The following is a 15,318-nucleotide window of genomic DNA, read 5'->3' on the forward strand; positions in this document are numbered from 1 at the left end:
GTCGCCCCGCCCCGGGCACACGACGGGCCCCGCACCTCCATGAGGTGCGGGGCCCGGGTCGCGCGGGGCGTCAGCGGGTGGTCTCGAGCACCAGGCTCGACGCGAACGGGTCCTCGTCGGTGCCGGAGTCCTCGAAGGTCGAGGAGTCCTGGGCGATGGCCCAGATGATGAAGCCGAGGAAGACGGCGCTCACCAGGACACCGACGGAGCCGAGGACGATGCCCGCGATGGCCATGCCCCGGTTCGTCGCCTCGCCCCGGTTCGCCTTCTTCAGGCCGATGACGCCGAAGATCAGCGCGAGGACGCCGAGGACGACGCCCAGGCCGTACATGCAGAACCCGGCCACCGCGATGATGCCGAGCACCATCGCGGTCGTCCCCATCCCGTTGGACGGGGACTGCTGCCAGCCCGGCTGGCCGGCGTAGCCCGAGCCGTAGCCCGGGTAGCCGTAGCCCGACGCGGCCGGCGCGGCCGGCTGCGGAGCCGGGGCGGCCGGATAGCCGTAGGCCCCCGGCGTCGCCGGCGGGTAGCCGTAGGCGTCGGGCGTCGCCGCCGGGCCGCCCGGGGCCACCGGCGGCGGCGGGACGTCGCCGGGCGCCGCCGGCATCGACGTCACCGTCATCTGGTCGTGCACGGGCGGTGGCGTCGGTGACGGCGCCTTGCTCAGTTCCACCCCGTCGCGGTTCGGCGGAGCCCACGGGTCCGCCGGGTCGTACCCGCCCTGCGGCTGGTCTCGGTTGTCAGACATGGGCCTCCCCCATCGTGGTCACGCCATGCTACGACCTCACCCCTGCGGGGGACCCGACCGGCCTACGATGATCGGATGACCGATCTCCACCCCTTCATCGCCGGCCTCCCCAAGGCCGAGCTGCACGTCCACCACGTCGGCTCCGCCTCGCCGCGGATCGTCTCCGAGCTGGCCGCCCGGCACCCCGACTCCAAGGTCCCCACGGACCCGGAGGCGCTGGCCGACTACTTCACCTTCACCGACTTCGCCCACTTCATCGACGTCTACCTCTCCGTCGTCGACCTGGTCCGCACCCCCGAGGACGTCCGGCTGCTGACCTTCGAGGTCGCCCGGGACATGGCCCGGCAGAACATCCGGTACGCCGAGCTGACCATCACTCCGTACTCCTCCACCCGTCGCGGCATCGACGAGCGCGCCTTCATGGCCGCCATCGAGGACGCCCGCAAGGCGGCCGAGGCCGAGTTCGGCACCATCCTGCGCTGGTGCTTCGACATCCCCGGCGAGGCCGGCCTCGCCTCCGCCGAGGAGACCGCCCGCCTCGCCACCACCGACGGCATCCGCCCGGAGGGCCTGGTCTCCTTCGGCCTCGGCGGCCCGGAGATCGGCGTGCCGCGCCCGCAGTTCAAGCCGTACTTCGACCGCGCGCGGGCGGCCGGCCTGCATTCCGTCCCGCACGCGGGCGAGACGACCGGCCCGCAGACCGTGTGGGACGCCCTCGAGGACCTGGGCGCCGAGCGGATCGGTCACGGCACCAGCTCGGTCCAGGACCCGGCGCTCCTCGCCCACCTCGCGGAGCACCGCATCGCCCTGGAGGTCTGCCCGACCTCCAACATCGCCACCCGGGCCGTCGCCACCCTGGACGAGCACCCGATCCGGCAGATGGTGGACGCCGGCGTCCTCGTCACGGTCAACAGCGACGACCCGCCGATGTTCGGCACGGACCTCAACAACGAGTACGCCGTCGCCGCCCGGCTCCTCGGCCTCGACGAGCGCGGGGTCGCCGGCCTCGCCAAGAACGCGGTGGAGGCGTCCTTCCTCGACCCGGCCGGCAAGGCGCTGATCGCCGCCGAGATCGACACGTACACGAACGACTGGCTCGCGCGCTGACGCCGACGAGAATGGGGCCATGCGCTCCGTCACTGTCGTAGGCCATCGCGGCGACCCGTACCGCGTCCGTGAGAACACGCTCCCCTCGATCGTGTCGGCGATCGAGCGGGGGGCGGACGCCGTCGAGATCGACGTCCGGCTGACCCGGGACGACGTGCCGGTCCTCCTGCACGACGACACCCTGAAGCGGCTGTGGGGCCACGACCGGCCCCTCTCCGGACTCACCCACGCGCAACTGCGCGAACTCACCGGCGGCGGCGTGCCGACCCTCCGCGAGGCGCTGCTGGCCGCCGGCGACCACCGCCTGATGCTGGATCTGCCCGGCGGGGACGAGGCGTCGGTCCGCCGGATCGTCGGCACCGTCCGCGAATGCGGCGCCGCCGGACGGGTGTACTACTGCGCCGGGGCCGTCGCGATGCTCCAGGTGCGGGCCGCCGACCCGGCCGCCGAGATCGCCCTGACCTGGACCACGCTCGCCCCGCCCCGGCCCGTCCTGCTCGACGCGGTCCGGCCGAGGTGGCTCAACTACCGTTTCGGGCTGGTCGGTCGGGAGCTGAGCGAGCGGGTGCACCGGGACGGCCTGCTGCTCTCCGCCTGGACCGCGGACACCCCGCGCACCATGCGTAAGCTGATCTTGAACGGGGCCGACTCCATCACCACCAACCGCGTCGACGCCCTCTCCGCCGTCCTGCGAAAGGCCCAGGCATGACCGACCGGATCCGGACCGACATCGCCCACAACGCCCGGGTGTGGAACTACTGGCTGGGCGGCAAGGACAACTACCCGGTGGACCGCGCCGTCGGCGAACGGGTCACCGGCTTCTACCCCGCCATCGGCGAAGTCGCCCGCGCCGACCGCGCGTTCCTCGGCCGGGCCGTGACCCACCTGGCCGGTGAGGCGGGGGTGCGCCAGTTCCTCGACATCGGCACGGGCCTGCCGACCGCCGACAACACCCACGAGGTGGCCCAGCGAGCGGCACCCGACGCCCGTGTCGTCTACGTCGACAACGACCCCATCGTCCTCACCCACGCCCGCGCGCTCCTGACGAGCGCGCCCGGCGGCGTCACCGAGTACGTCGACGCGGACGCGCGGGACCCGGAGAAGATCCTCACCGTGGCCGCCGCCACGCTCGACCTGACCCGTCCGGTCGCGGTGCTGATGCTCGGCATCCTCAACTTCGTCCTGGACACCGACGAGGCCCGGTCGATCGTGCGGACGCTGATGGCGGCGGTCCCCTCCGGCAGCCATCTGGTGCTGACCCACCCCACCCTGGAACCGGAGCTCGGCGGCGAAGCCAACGAGGCGGCGATGGCCTTCTGGAACGAGCACGCGACCCCGCCGATCACCGCCCGCACCCGCGCCGAGTTCGCCTCCTTCCTGGACGGCCTCGACGTGCTGGAGCCGGGGATCGTGTCGTGCTCCCGCTGGCGCGCCGAAAAGGCCCCCGTGGTGGCCCAGTTCGGTGCCGTGGCACGCAAGCCGTAATGGGCATACGGGGGAACGCCCGCGGCGCCTGGGAGCGGACGCGGAGCTGGGGGACGGCGAATCCGTGGGCGGTGGACATCGGCATCGCCCTGCTCGTCCAGGCGGCGATGACGATGCCGTTCGTGGTGCCGCGCGGGCCCGAACTGGAACCGGCGACCTGGCCGGCGTACGGGCTGACGACACTCACCGTGCTGCCGCTGGTCTGGCGGCGCCGCGCGCCGCTCGCCGTGCTGCTGGCGATCCTGGCGGCGAGCACGCTGTACAAGCTGGCCCTGGAGGGACCGGGGCAGCCGCTGCCGTACACCGGGCTCGTCAGCGTCTACACGATCGCCGCGCTGGCGCCGGCCTGGCACCGGCTGTTCACGGCCGGGCTCCTGCTGGTCGCGGTGCCGGCCTCGGTCTGGCTCAACACCCAGTCGGCGCGCGAACTGACCTTCTCCCTCTTCGTGTTCGGCGCGGCCTACGTCTTCGGCCGGCTCCAGGACGCCCGGCAGCGGGCGCACCGGATCGAGGCCGAGCAGGCCGCCGCGCGGGAACGGGCCCGGATCGCGCGGGAGATGCACGACATCCTGTCGCACGCGGTGAGCCTGATGATCGTGCAGGCCGAGGCCGGCCCGGTGGCCGTGCGGGCGGCGCCCGCGCGCGCCGAGGCGGCGTTCGAGGCGATCTCGGAGACCGGCCGCGAGGCCATGGCCCAACTGCGGCACATGCTGGGCCTGTTGCGCGAGGGCGGTGAGGGGACGGCGTCCCGGGAGCCGCAGCCGGACCTCGGCGGCATCCCCGATTTGGTGGAGCGGGTGCGGGCCAGCGGCCTGGCGGTCTCCTACGAGACGGAGGGCGGCGTGCGGGCGGTGCCGGCGGCGACCGGCGCGAGCGCGTACCGGATCGTGCAGGAGGCGCTGACCAACGTCGTCAAGCACGCCCACGCCCGCACCGCCGAGGTCCGGCTGGTCCACCGCGAGGACGTGCTGGCCGTCACCGTGACGGACGACGGGCGCGGCCCCCGGCCCGGGTCGGGCGGCCACGGTCTCGTCGGCATCCGGGAACGGGCCGCCGCGCACGGCGGGACGGCGGCCCTGGGCCCCGGCCCGGGCGGCCGCGGCTTCGAGGTGCGGGTCCGGCTGCCCGTGCCGTCCCCGCCGGGACCGGCGGGGACGGGGAAGAGGACGACGACCGCGGAGACGACGACGGAGGCGGGACGATGACGATCCGGGTGGTGGTCGCCGACGACCAGGAACTGGTCCGCAGCGGCTTCGCGATGATCCTGGACGCGCAGCCGGACATCGAGGTCGTCGCGGAGGCCGGCGACGGTGCCGAGGCCGTCGAGGCGGTCCGCCGGCTCGCCCCCGACGTGGCGCTGCTGGACATCCGGATGCCCCGGACGGACGGCATCGAGGCGTGCCGGACGATCAGCGCCGAGTCCGCCTGCCGGACGGTGATCCTGACCACCTTCGACACCGACGCGTACGTGTACGAGGCACTGCACGCGGGCGCGAGCGGCTTCCTGCTGAAGGACGTGCGCCGGGACGACCTGGTGCACGCGGTACGGGTGGTGGCGGCCGGCGACTCGCTGCTCGCGCCGTCCGTGGCGCGGCGGCTGGTGGAGCAGTACACGGCGGGCGGCCCGCGCCCGGCGGACCGGGCCCCCGATCCCCGTCTCGACGTGCTGACCGGCCGCGAGCGGGAGACGCTGCTGCTGCTCGCGCGCGGCCTGTCGAACGCGGAGATCGCGGCCGAACTGGTGGTGAGCGACCACACGGTGAAGACGCACGTGGGCAACGTCCTCGCCAAGCTGGGGCTGCGCGACCGGATCCAGGCGGTCATCTGCGCGTACGAGACGGGGCTCGTGGCGGCGGGCTCTCCCCCGCCCGGGGGAGGCGGATAGCACGGGCCTCCCCCGCGTCGGCGAGGCGGCGGCCGCCGGAAGACCGCCGGTGCGGGCGATCCGCGGAAAGCCGCCGGTCAGCAGGATGGAGCCATCGAGAACGACGGCTCACACCCACGGAGTTGACCATGAGGAAGTCCACCCGCACGCTGCTCGCCGCCGCCCTGGTCCTGGGCGTCGCCACCGCACCGGCGCTCACCCCGGCCTTCGCCGCCGCGCCCCCGGTCGCGGTGTCCGCCGCGGCCGCCCCGTCGAGCCCGGACCTGAGCGCGGTGATCGCCGGCCTGCCCCGCGCCGACGCGACGGCGGCGCTGGTCCGGGTCGGCGGCACCGAGGGCTCCTGGCGGGGCAGCGCGGGCGTCCACGACCTGGAGACGAACGCGCCGGCCGATCCGGCGGCCCGCTTCCGGGCCGGTTCGGTGACGAAGGTGTTCACGGCGGCGACCGTCCTGCAGCTGGTCGCCGAGGGCCGGATCGACCTGGACCGCACGGCCCGCTCGTACCTCCCGGACCTGATCCCGGGCCGGTACGGCAGGGTGACGGTCCGCCAGCTCCTGAACCACACCCACGGCATCCCGGCCGCCGAGTTCCCCGGCGAGACGGTGGAGGAGTGGTACGCGCGCCGGTTCGACGTCCACACCCCGCGGGAGCTGGTCCGTTCGGCGACGGCGCAGCCGCGCGAGTTCCGCCCCGGCACCCGGCAGCACTATCTCAACATCGGCTACACGATCGCCGGCCTGATCGTGGAGCGCGTCACCGGCGGCTCGTTCGCGCACCAGGTGGAGCGCCGGATCCTGCGGCCGCTCGGCCTGCGGGACACGTACTTCCCGGGCGAGGCACCGGAGATCACCGGTCCGTACAACCACGGCTACCAGACGATGCGGCTCGACGACGGCACGACCGGGCTGCGCGACGTGTCCGTGTGGGGGGCGACGGACGGCTGGGCGGCCGGCGACCTCGTCTCCACCACGGCGGACCTGGAGCGGTTCACCCGGGCCCTGTTCGCGGGCCGGGTGGTCCGCGGTCCGCTCCTGGAGGAGATGTTCACCCTGCCGAAGGTGACGGACCTGGCGTCGGGCGACCCGGCGGCGTACTCCGTCGGCCTGTCGATGAAGCGGCTCGGCGGCCGCGAGGTGTGGGGCAAGACCGGCGGCCGCTGGGGGTACACCACCGCCATCGCCTCGACCCGCGACGGCTCCCGCACCCTCGTGTACAGCGTCAACGCCACCGACGCCAAGGGCCAGGACATGAACCGCACGGCCCTCGGCCTGATGGTCGCCGCCTACGGCCTGCCCGGCTGAACCGCCGCGGGAAGGGCGGCGGCCGGGGCCGTCTCCGCCTCCAGCCGCTTGATGAGGCGGCGGACGTGGAGCAGCGGCAGGATGCCGATGACGCCGAACGACATGTCGATGACCGACCACCAGAAGGGGATGCCCCGGACGGGCCCGCAGACCAGGGCGAGCGGGATGATGCCGGCGCAGGCGATCATGCCGAACTCGACGACCCAGACGTTGCGGACCGGGTCGCGGTAGGGGCCGTGGAAGGCGACGGCGATGACGAGGTGCGCGAAGGCCAGCCAGTCGGTGCCGTAGAGCAGGTACGGAGCCTCCCGGTCGGCCGTCGCGACCCCCTCCCGGACGCGGTGGATCCACTCGGCGAGTCCGGGGAACAGGTCGCCCACGGGCGCGGCCCAGCCGGTCAGCGCGGAGTCGAGCAGCCGGAGTTCGGTGACGAGCGGGAAGGCCGTGGCCCCGCTGAGGACCAGGCAGACGACGAAGACGATCAACCAGACGCGGATGCGCGTGAGAAGGGCCCCCGGCCCGTTCGTGTCGCTCATGGGGCCAGCGTACGCCCTTCTTGAACACGTTCAGAAACGGGGGTGCGCCGTCGCTCGGCGGCCTTCTCCCCCACGGGGCGCACCCGTTCGGGCCCGGGGGCTCACAGCCCGACGATCGCGTTCCACCTCTTGGCGAACTCCTGGCGCTCGCCGGCGGCGATGTCCCGGGCGATGGCGAGCCGGCCGCGCATGGCCGCGTCGGGGAAGATCAGCGGGTCCTCGGCGAGGGCCGCCAGGTCCTCGTCCCCGGAGTCGGCGAAAACGGCCTGGGCGGCCGGCACCGGACAGACGTAGTTCACCCAGGCGGCCAGTCCGGCGGCCACCTCGGGCTCGTAGTAGTAGTCGACCAGCTTCTCGGCATTGCCCTTGTGCTGCGCGAGGTTGGGGATCATGAGGGACTCGGCCCACAGCTCGGCTCCCTCCTCGGGCACGACGAACTCGATGTCCGGGTTGTCGGCCTGGAGCTGGATGACGTCGCCCGAGTACGCCTGGCAGGCCAGCACGTCGCCGGTGGACAGGTCCTTGATGTAGTCGTTGCCGGTGAAGCGGCGGATGTGCTTCCTGCGGACGAGCCCCTCGATCCGCTCGCACAGGGCGTGGAAGTCATCACCGGTCCAGCGGGTCACGTCGACGCCCTCGCCCATCATGAGCAGGGCGAAGGACTCGTCGAGTCCGGACAGCAGGGTGACCTTGCCGCGCAGGTCGTCGGCCCACAGCTCGCGCGTGGAGCGCAGCTCGCGCCCGAGCTTCCTGCGGTTGTACGCGATGCCGGTGATCCCGGACTGCCAGGGGACGCTGTGCAGCCGGCCCGGGTCGAACGCGGGCGAGCGCAGCTGCGGCGCCAGGTTGCGGGCGACGTTCGGCTGCGCGGCGCGGTCCATCTCCTGGACCCAGCCGAGGCGGACGAAGCGGGCGGCCATCCAGTCGCTGACGACGATCAGGTCGCGGCCCGTCTCCTGCCGGTTCATCAGCGCGGGGCCGATCTTGCCGAAGAACTCGTCGTTGTCGTTGATCTCCTCGGTGTAGCGGACGGAGATCCCGGTGCGCTCCCGGAAGGCGTTCAGCGTGGGGCGCTGCGACGTGTCCTCGTCGTCGGTGTCGATGTAGAGCGGCCAGTTGGCGAAGTCGACCACGCGGTCCCGCGCGGAGAGGTCGCGGCCGGCGCGGTCGCCCTCGTCGACGTAGGCGGCGGGCACCCCGCAGCCGGCGAGCAGGGCTGCGGCCCCGACACCTCCGGCGCCGCGCAGCAGGGAACGGCGGGACACGTGGTTGCTGACTGTCGCTCTCACCGGGCCAGCTTCCCGGCCGCCCGCGGGCCGCGGCAATGGACGGTCCGTCGAGCGACGGCGCGCGGCCCCGACACCCTGTCGATCAAGGGTGCCGGGGCCGCGCGGAGCCGGGCGGTGATCAGCCCAGGGAGGTCATGACGTGCTTGATGCGCGTGTAGTCCTCGAAGCCGTAGGCGGAGAGGTCCTTGCCGTAGCCGGACTTCTTGTACCCGCCGTGGGGCATCTCGGCGACGAGCGGGATGTGGGTGTTGATCCACACGCAGCCGAAGTCGAGGGACTTGGACATGCGCATCGCGCGCGCGTGGTCCTTGGTCCAGACGGAGGAGGCCAGGGCGTACTCGACGCCGTTGGCGAACTCCAGGGCCTGCGCCTCGTCCGAGAAGGACTGGACGGTGATGACCGGGCCGAAGACCTCGTTCTGCACGATCTCGTCGTCCTGCCGGAGGCCGGAGACGACGGTGGGGGCGTAGAAGTAGCCCTTGTCGCCGACGCGGTGACCGCCGGCCTCGACCTTGGCGTGGGCCGGGAGGCGCTCGATGAAGCCGGTGACCTGCTTCAGCTGGTTGGCGTTGTTGAGCGGGCCGTACAGCACGTCCTCGTCGTCCGGCAGGCCGGTCTTCGTCTCGGCGGCGGCCTTGGCCAGCTGCGCCACGAACTCGTCGTGGATCGACTCGTGGACGAGGACGCGGGTGGCGGCCGTACAGTCCTGGCCGGCGTTGAAGAAGCCCGCGACCGAGATGTCCTCGACGGCCTTCTCGATGTCGGTGTCCTCGAAGACGACGACCGGGGCCTTGCCGCCCAGCTCCAGGTGGACGCGCTTGACGTCCTTGGCAGCCGACTCGGCGACCTGCATGCCGGCGCGCACGGAGCCGGTGATGGAGGCCATCGCCGGGGTCGGGTGCTCGACCATGGCCTTGCCGGTCTCGCGGTCGCCGCAGACGACGTTGAAGACGCCCTTGGGCACGATCTGCCCGATGATCTCGGCCATCAGGACGGTCGACGCGGGGGTCGTGTCCGAGGGCTTGAGGACGACGGTGTTGCCCGCGGCGAGCGCCGGGGCGAACTTCCACACGGCCATCATCATCGGGTAGTTCCACGGCGCGACCTGGGCGCAGACGCCGACCGGCTCGCGGCGGACGATGGAGGTCATGCCCTCCATGTACTCGCCGGCCGAGCGGCCCTCCAGCAGACGGGCGGCACCGGCGAAGAAGCGGATCTGGTCCACCATCGGCGGGATCTCCTCGCTCGCGGTGAGGGCGACCGGCTTGCCGGTGTTCTCGACCTCGGCGGCGATGAGCTCCTCGGCCCGCTCCTCGAAGGCGTCCGCGATCTTGAGCAGGACCTTCTGGCGGTCGGACGGCGTGCTGTCACGCCAGGCGGGGAAGGCGGCCGCGGCGGCCTCCATGGCGGCGTCGACGTCGGCCTGTCCGGAGAGCGGGGAGGTGGCGTACACCTCGCCGGTCGCCGGGTTGACCACGTCGATGGTGCGGCCGTCGGCCGCGTCGCGGAACTCCCCGTTGATGTAGTTACGCAGCCGGCGCAGCTCGGTGGTCACTTGCCACCCCTCCTGTCACGTTTTTTCGTCGCACGTCCTTGTGCGGTGTCCCGATGGGCGAGACACCTCAGCCTAATCGCTTGACTGACGCTTTCAACAGCCCCGACCCCCCGCAACTTCGGATTCGGTGAGATCCAGGGCCGCACACAACGAATTACATCGCTTCGGGGTTGCATGACGGACAATCTCGGTGCACAGTGAAGGCGTGGCCAGTCGAAGCGCAGACTCCAGAACCGGAATCGGTTCGTCCCCGACGATCGATGCCGTCTCCCTGGCGATCATCGAACAGCTCCAGGAAGACGGTCGCCGCCCCTACGCGGCGATAGGAAAGGCCGTGGGCCTCTCCGAAGCCGCCGTGCGGCAGCGCGTCCAGAAGCTGCTCGACCAGGGCGTCATGCAGATCGTCGCCGTCACCGACCCGCTCACCGTGGGATTCCGGCGGCAGGCGATGGTGGGCATCAACGTCGAGGGTGACCTGGATCCGGTCGCGGAAGCGCTCACGGCCATGGCCGAGTGCGAGTACGTGGTGATGACCGCGGGCTCCTTCGACCTCATGGTGGAGATCGTCTGCGAGGACGACGACCACCTGCTGGATGTGATCAACAAGCGCATCCGCACCCTCCCCGGCGTGCGCTCCACCGAGAGCTTCGTCTACCTCAAGCTCAAGAAGCAGACCTATATGTGGGGAACCCGATAGCCGTGAGCAAGGACCTCTCCAAGACCGCCTACGACCACCTGTGGATGCACTTCACCCGCATGTCGTCGTACGAGAACTCCCCCGTCCCCACCATCGTGCGGGGCGAGGGCACCTACATCTTCGACGACAAGGGCAAGCGCTACCTCGACGGTCTCGCGGGTCTCTTCGTGGTCAACGCCGGACACGGCCGCCAGGAACTGGCCGAGGTCGCGTACAAGCAGGCCCAGGAGCTCGCGTTCTTCCCCGTGTGGTCGTACGCGCACCCCAAGGCCGTGGAGCTCGCCGAGCGCCTCGCCGACTACGCCCCGGGCGACCTGAACAAGGTCTTCTTCACCACCGGTGGCGGAGAGGCCGTCGAGACCGCCTGGAAGCTCGCCAAGCAGTACTTCAAGCTGCAGGGCAAGCACACCAAGTACAAGGTCATCTCGCGTGCGGTCGCCTACCACGGCACCCCGCAGGGCGCCCTGTCCATCACGGGTCTGCCGGCCCTCAAGGCCCCCTTCGAGCCGCTGGTCCCCGGCGCGCACAAGGTGCCGAACACCAACATCTACCGCGCCCCGATCCACGGCGACGACCCGGAGGCCTTCGGCCGCTGGGCCGCCGACCAGATCGAGCAGCAGATCCTCTTCGAGGGCCCCGACACCGTCGCGGCCGTCTTCCTGGAGCCGGTGCAGAACGCCGGCGGCTGCTTCCCGCCGCCGCCCGGGTACTTCCAGCGCGTCCGCGAGATCTGCGACCAGTACGACGTGCTGCTCGTCTCCGACGAGACGATCTGCGCCTTCGGCCGCCTCGGCACGATGTTCGCCTGTGACAAGTTCGGCTACGTGCCGGACATGATCACCTGCGCCAAGGGCATGACCTCGGGCTACTCCCCGATCGGCGCCTGCATCGTCTCGGACCGCATCGCGGAGCCGTTCTACAAGGGCGACAACACCTTCCTGCACGGCTACACCTTCGGTGGCCACCCGGTGTCCTCGGCGGTCGCGATCGCCAACCTGGACATCTTCGACAAGGAGGGCCTGAACCAGCACGTCCTCGACCAGGAGGGCAACTTCTTCGAGACGCTGAAGAAGCTGCACGACCTCCCGATCGTCGGCGACGTCCGCGGCAACGGCTTCTTCTACGGCATCGAGCTCGTGAAGGACAAGGTCACCAAGGAGTCCTTCACGGACGAGGAGACCGAGCGCGTGCTCTACGGCTTCCTCTCCAAGGCGCTCTTCGAGAACGGCCTGTACTGCCGCGCCGACGACCGTGGCGACCCGGTCATCCAGCTGGCCCCGCCGCTGATCGCCGACCAGGGCACCTTCGACGAGATCGAAGGCATCCTGCGCTCGGTGCTCACCGAGGCCTGGACCAAGCTCTAGGGGTCCCCCAGGCATCACGCCGCCCTCACGGCGTGACCCCGGCCCGGGCATGCCTCCATCCGAGTGGATGGAAGCGGCCCGGGCCGTGTGCTGTCCGTACAAACGGATCTGAATCCTTACGGTGCCCAGTGACCGACAGGCCCGTCCTTCGTTCCCCCGGACGGGGGAACACAGATCGGATCCGACATCGAGGTGTACGCGATGGCCCCACCGGACAACGACGTGCTCTGGGCGCGTTCCCTGCACTGCGCCCTGGGCGGCACGGACGCGCTGACCGGCGTCTCCCTCGGCGTGCGCGAGGGGGAGATCCTCGCCGTCGCCGGCCCGCGCGGCAGCGGCAAGACCACCCTCCTGCGCTGCCTCTCCGGCCAGCTCGTCCCCCAGCAGGGCGAGGTCTGGTTCAACAGCGGCCCGGTGCACACCCTCAGCCGCGCCCACCGCGAACGGCTCCGCCGCGACCGCTTCGGCTGGATCGACCCCGAGCCGGGCCTCGTCCCCGAACTCACCGGCTGGGAGAACACCGCCCTGCCGCTGCTGCTCCGCGGCGTCTCCCACCGGGCCGCGAAGACCGCCGCCCTGGAATGGCTCGACCGGCTCGACATCGGCGACAGCGCCCGCACGCGCCCGCACGCCCTCACCCGGTCGCAGCGCCAGCGGATCGCGATCGCCCGCGCCCTCGTCACCGTCCCCGCGGTGCTCTTCGCCGACGAGCCCACCGCCACCCTGCACCAGGCCGACGGCGCCCAGGTCCTGCGCACCCTGACCGCCGCCGCCCGCTCGCACGGCATCACCGTGCTCCTCGCCACCCACGACGGCGAGGTCGCGGCGCTCGCCGACCGCTCGGTCGCGCTCCTGGACGGACGCAGGGTCTCCGTCCCCCCGGCGACCGGGGCGGAGGGCGTCGCCGCGTGCTCGCTCTCCGTCTAGCCCGCGGGACCCACCCCCTCGTCCTGACGCGGCGGCTCCTCGTCGCCGCGGCGGCCGCGGGGGTCGGCTTCCTCCTGCTCTGCACCCTCGGATACGCCGTCGGGCACCCGGACCGCTCCGCCACCTCGGCCCTGCGGCTGCTGTGGTGCGTGCTGCCGCTCGCCGCCGCCGTCCAGTTCGCCGTCGCCGTCGCCCGCACCGACCCCAGCACCCGGCCGCGGCCCGGACTCTCCGCGGTCGGCCTCGGCCCCGCCCGGCTCACCGCGATCGCCGCCGCGTCCACGGCCGTCGCCTGCACGCTCGGCTCCATGGTCGCGCTCCTGTTCTACCTGCACCTGCGCGGCGACATCACCGGCCTGCCGTTCGACGGAGCCGCCGCCGAACTGCTCGCCGCCGACCAGCCGCTGCCGCTCGCCGCGGCCCTCACCCTGCTCGCGGTCCTCCCGGTCGTCGCCGCCACCGCGGCCGGCCTCTCCCTCCGCCCCCGCACCGGCGACGAGACGCGGGCCGGAGAAGGCGCCGAGCGGCCCGTCCCGTCCGGTCTGCCGTGGGGCGTCGCACTGGTCGCCGCCGGTCTCGCCGTGGAGACGTACGCGGGCCGCGGCGGCGGGGACGGCGTCCCGCTGCCCGGCCACTTCGACGCCAGCCCGGCGGGCGTCCTCGCCGGCTGGGTCCTCACCGCCGTCGGCCTCGCGCTGGCCGGCCCGGGCCTCACCCACGGCTGCGGCCGTCTCCTCCAGGCGTTCCGGCCCGGCGCCACCCGGCTGCTCGCCGGACGCGTCCTCATGGACGAGTCCCGGCGCATCGGCCGCCCGCTCGGCGTCGTCAGCGCGGTCGTCTCGGGCACCATCGCGGCCGCCGCCGTGTACGACGCGGAGACCGGCCCCGACGCCTTCGGACCGCTCACCGGCCTCGGCGCGGCCCTCGTCCTCGCCTGCACCACCGCCACGCTGCTCACCGCGGCCCTGGAGTCCCGGCAGTCCCGCACCCACACCACCAAGGCCCTCCTCCGGCTCGGCGCCCCGCCCACCGTCCTGCGCACAGCGGCCCTGCTGCGCGCGGGCGCCCTGCTCGCCGTCTTCCTCCCCCTGACCTGGGTCGTCGCGCGCCTCGCCGCGCTGCCGCTCACCGGCTGACCCCGACGCGCACCCGGGCCGTCCGCCTCCCGGCCACCGCCCGACGACGGGCGGCCCGGGGCGGGCGGCCCCTATCGTGGGCCCATGGCGACGCTCCCCCCGGCCCACCGCCCGCCCGGCCCCCGCGGGCACGGACACGAGATCCACACGCTCGACGCGTTCGACGCGGCGGTCGCCCGGCGCGGCTCCCTCGGCGGCCTGCGCATCCAGTCGGTCGACCTGACCGGCCGGACCTTCGCCCTGCTCTCCGCCACCAGCGCCGACGCCGTGTTCCTCGGCTGCCCCATGGAGCCGGAGGCCGCCGCCAAGGTCCGCGCGGACGGCGCGCTGGTCTTCCCGCCCGTGCCCGACCTGCCCTTCGACCCCTACCGGGCGCGGCTCTACACCCCCGGCGAGCTCTACGACGGCCTCGCCGACGCGGGGTACGAGGCGACGCCGGACGCCCTCGCGTACGCCTGGTTCGGGCGGACCCGGGCCGACGGCGACATCTTCTCCTCGATGCTCCGCTCGCTCCACGACGACGCCGTCTCCGACGCCCTCGACGAACACCTCGCCGGAGCCCGCGTCGTCGGCGTCATGGGCGGCCACGCGACCGGCCGGGGCACCCCGGGGTACGCGGACGCCGCCCGGCTCGGCAGGACCCTCGCCCGCGCCGGGCTCACCGTGGCCACCGGCGGCGGGCCGGGCGCCATGGAAGCCGCCAACCTGGGCGCGTACCTCGCCCCGTTCCCCGACGCGGCCCTCCCCGAAGCCCTCGACCTGCTCGCCCGGGCCCCGTCCTTCACCCCCTCGGTGACGGAGTGGGCCCGCGCCGCCTTCGCCGTGCGCGGCCGCCTTCCGCGCGGCGGGCCGTCCGTCGCCGTCCCGACCTGGTTCTACGGCCACGAGCCGCCGAACCCCTTCGCGTCCCACATCGCCAAGTACTTCGCCAACGCCCTGCGCGAGGACGGCCTCCTGGCCCGCTCGACCGCCGGCGTGGTCTTCCTCCCCGGCGCCGCCGGCACCGTCCAGGAGGTCTTCGCCGACGCCACCCCGAACTACTACGCGTCCCTCGGCTCCCCCGCCCCCATGGTCCTCGTCGACCGCGCCCACTGGACCGACCGCCTCCCGGCCTGGCCGCTCCTCCAGGCCCTCGCCGCCAGCCGTCCCATGGCCTCCCGCATCGCCCTCGTCGACTCCGTCGACGAAGCCCCCGACGCCCTGCGCCGCCTGACGAAGGACTGACCCCGGCTCCCGGGAGGGGACGGGACCGGTCCGCTCCGCGGGGACCGGCGAGACCGCCCGGGGG

Annotated in this window: 15 protein-coding genes; 11 read left to right on the forward strand and 4 right to left on the reverse strand. The window is 72.9% G+C overall.

Features of this window, described 5'->3' with window-relative positions:
- Positions 1 to 70: 70 nt before the first annotated feature.
- The gene (locus tag ACZ60W_RS25210) at positions 71 to 748 is read right to left on the reverse strand and encodes a DUF4190 domain-containing protein (RefSeq protein WP_469757636.1); all 678 of its coding nucleotides are present in this window, start codon (positions 746 to 748) and stop codon (positions 71 to 73) included.
- 75 nt (positions 749 to 823) lie between these two features.
- Between ACZ60W_RS25210 and ACZ60W_RS25215 the strand changes: the two genes are divergently transcribed.
- The 6 genes from ACZ60W_RS25215 to ACZ60W_RS25240 all read left to right on the forward strand — a co-directional run bounded on the left by ACZ60W_RS25215 (position 824) and on the right by ACZ60W_RS25240 (position 6,526).
- Positions 824 to 1,855, forward strand: coding sequence for an adenosine deaminase (locus ACZ60W_RS25215; RefSeq protein ID WP_469757637.1), 1,032 nt, complete (start codon positions 824 to 826; stop codon positions 1,853 to 1,855).
- A 19-nt stretch (positions 1,856 to 1,874) separates the two neighbouring features.
- A complete protein-coding gene (locus tag ACZ60W_RS25220) occupies positions 1,875 to 2,564 on the forward strand; it encodes a glycerophosphodiester phosphodiesterase (RefSeq protein ID WP_469757638.1) in 690 nt (229 codons plus the stop codon).
- The gene (locus ACZ60W_RS25225) at positions 2,561 to 3,340 is read left to right on the forward strand and encodes an SAM-dependent methyltransferase (RefSeq protein ID WP_469757639.1); all 780 of its coding nucleotides are present in this window, start codon (positions 2,561 to 2,563) and stop codon (positions 3,338 to 3,340) included. The genes ACZ60W_RS25220 and ACZ60W_RS25225 overlap by 4 nt, the downstream gene beginning before the upstream one ends.
- Positions 3,340 to 4,545, forward strand: coding sequence for a sensor histidine kinase (locus ACZ60W_RS25230; RefSeq protein ID WP_469757640.1), 1,206 nt, complete (start codon positions 3,340 to 3,342; stop codon positions 4,543 to 4,545). The genes ACZ60W_RS25225 and ACZ60W_RS25230 overlap by 1 nt, the downstream gene beginning before the upstream one ends.
- Entirely contained in the window at positions 4,542 to 5,225 is a 684-nt protein-coding gene (locus ACZ60W_RS25235; protein WP_469757641.1) for a response regulator, read from the forward strand. Before ACZ60W_RS25230 ends, ACZ60W_RS25235 begins: the two co-directional genes overlap by 4 nt.
- A gap of 128 nt (positions 5,226 to 5,353) precedes the next feature.
- On the forward strand, positions 5,354 to 6,526 hold the full coding sequence (locus tag ACZ60W_RS25240; protein ID WP_469757642.1) for a serine hydrolase domain-containing protein: 1,173 nt from the start codon (positions 5,354 to 5,356) through the stop codon (positions 6,524 to 6,526).
- Here the strand turns inward: ACZ60W_RS25240 and ACZ60W_RS25245 are convergent.
- The 3 genes from ACZ60W_RS25245 to ACZ60W_RS25255 form a co-directional block, all read right to left on the reverse strand.
- Complete coding sequence (locus tag ACZ60W_RS25245; RefSeq protein ID WP_469757643.1) at positions 6,508 to 7,062, reverse strand: hypothetical protein; 555 nt, start codon at positions 7,060 to 7,062, stop codon at positions 6,508 to 6,510. The two genes, ACZ60W_RS25240 and ACZ60W_RS25245, sit on opposite strands and share 19 nt — an antisense overlap.
- Before the next feature lie 101 nt (positions 7,063 to 7,163).
- The gene (locus ACZ60W_RS25250; protein ID WP_469757661.1) at positions 7,164 to 8,327 is read right to left on the reverse strand and encodes a polyamine ABC transporter substrate-binding protein; all 1,164 of its coding nucleotides are present in this window, start codon (positions 8,325 to 8,327) and stop codon (positions 7,164 to 7,166) included.
- A 142-nt stretch (positions 8,328 to 8,469) separates the two neighbouring features.
- Positions 8,470 to 9,906 (reverse strand): gamma-aminobutyraldehyde dehydrogenase, encoded by a 1,437-nt coding sequence (locus ACZ60W_RS25255; protein ID WP_469757644.1) that lies wholly within the window; start codon positions 9,904 to 9,906, stop codon positions 8,470 to 8,472.
- Between the two features lie 190 nt (positions 9,907 to 10,096).
- On the opposite strand from ACZ60W_RS25255, the gene ACZ60W_RS25260 reads away from it, so the two are divergent.
- The 5 genes from ACZ60W_RS25260 (at position 10,097) to ACZ60W_RS25280 (ending at position 15,254) form a co-directional block, all read left to right on the forward strand.
- Entirely contained in the window at positions 10,097 to 10,603 is a 507-nt protein-coding gene (locus ACZ60W_RS25260; protein WP_469757645.1) for an Lrp/AsnC family transcriptional regulator, read from the forward strand.
- Positions 10,588 to 11,967 carry an aspartate aminotransferase family protein gene (locus ACZ60W_RS25265; RefSeq protein ID WP_469757646.1) on the forward strand — a complete coding sequence of 460 codons (1,380 nt, stop codon included), beginning with the start codon at positions 10,588 to 10,590 and terminating at the stop codon, positions 11,965 to 11,967. The genes ACZ60W_RS25260 and ACZ60W_RS25265 overlap by 16 nt, the downstream gene beginning before the upstream one ends.
- A gap of 201 nt (positions 11,968 to 12,168) precedes the next feature.
- A complete protein-coding gene (locus ACZ60W_RS25270) occupies positions 12,169 to 12,894 on the forward strand; it encodes an ABC transporter ATP-binding protein (RefSeq protein ID WP_469757647.1) in 726 nt (241 codons plus the stop codon).
- Positions 12,876 to 14,030 carry a hypothetical protein gene (locus ACZ60W_RS25275; protein WP_469757648.1) on the forward strand — a complete coding sequence of 385 codons (1,155 nt, stop codon included), beginning with the start codon at positions 12,876 to 12,878 and terminating at the stop codon, positions 14,028 to 14,030. The genes ACZ60W_RS25270 and ACZ60W_RS25275 overlap by 19 nt, the downstream gene beginning before the upstream one ends.
- An 84-nt stretch (positions 14,031 to 14,114) precedes the next feature.
- Positions 14,115 to 15,254: an LOG family protein gene (locus ACZ60W_RS25280; protein ID WP_469757649.1), complete on the forward strand. Its 1,140-nt coding sequence runs from the start codon at positions 14,115 to 14,117 to the stop codon at positions 15,252 to 15,254.
- Positions 15,255 to 15,318 lie beyond the last annotated feature (64 nt).

This window comes from Streptomyces sp. NPDC104202, assembly GCF_055584185.1.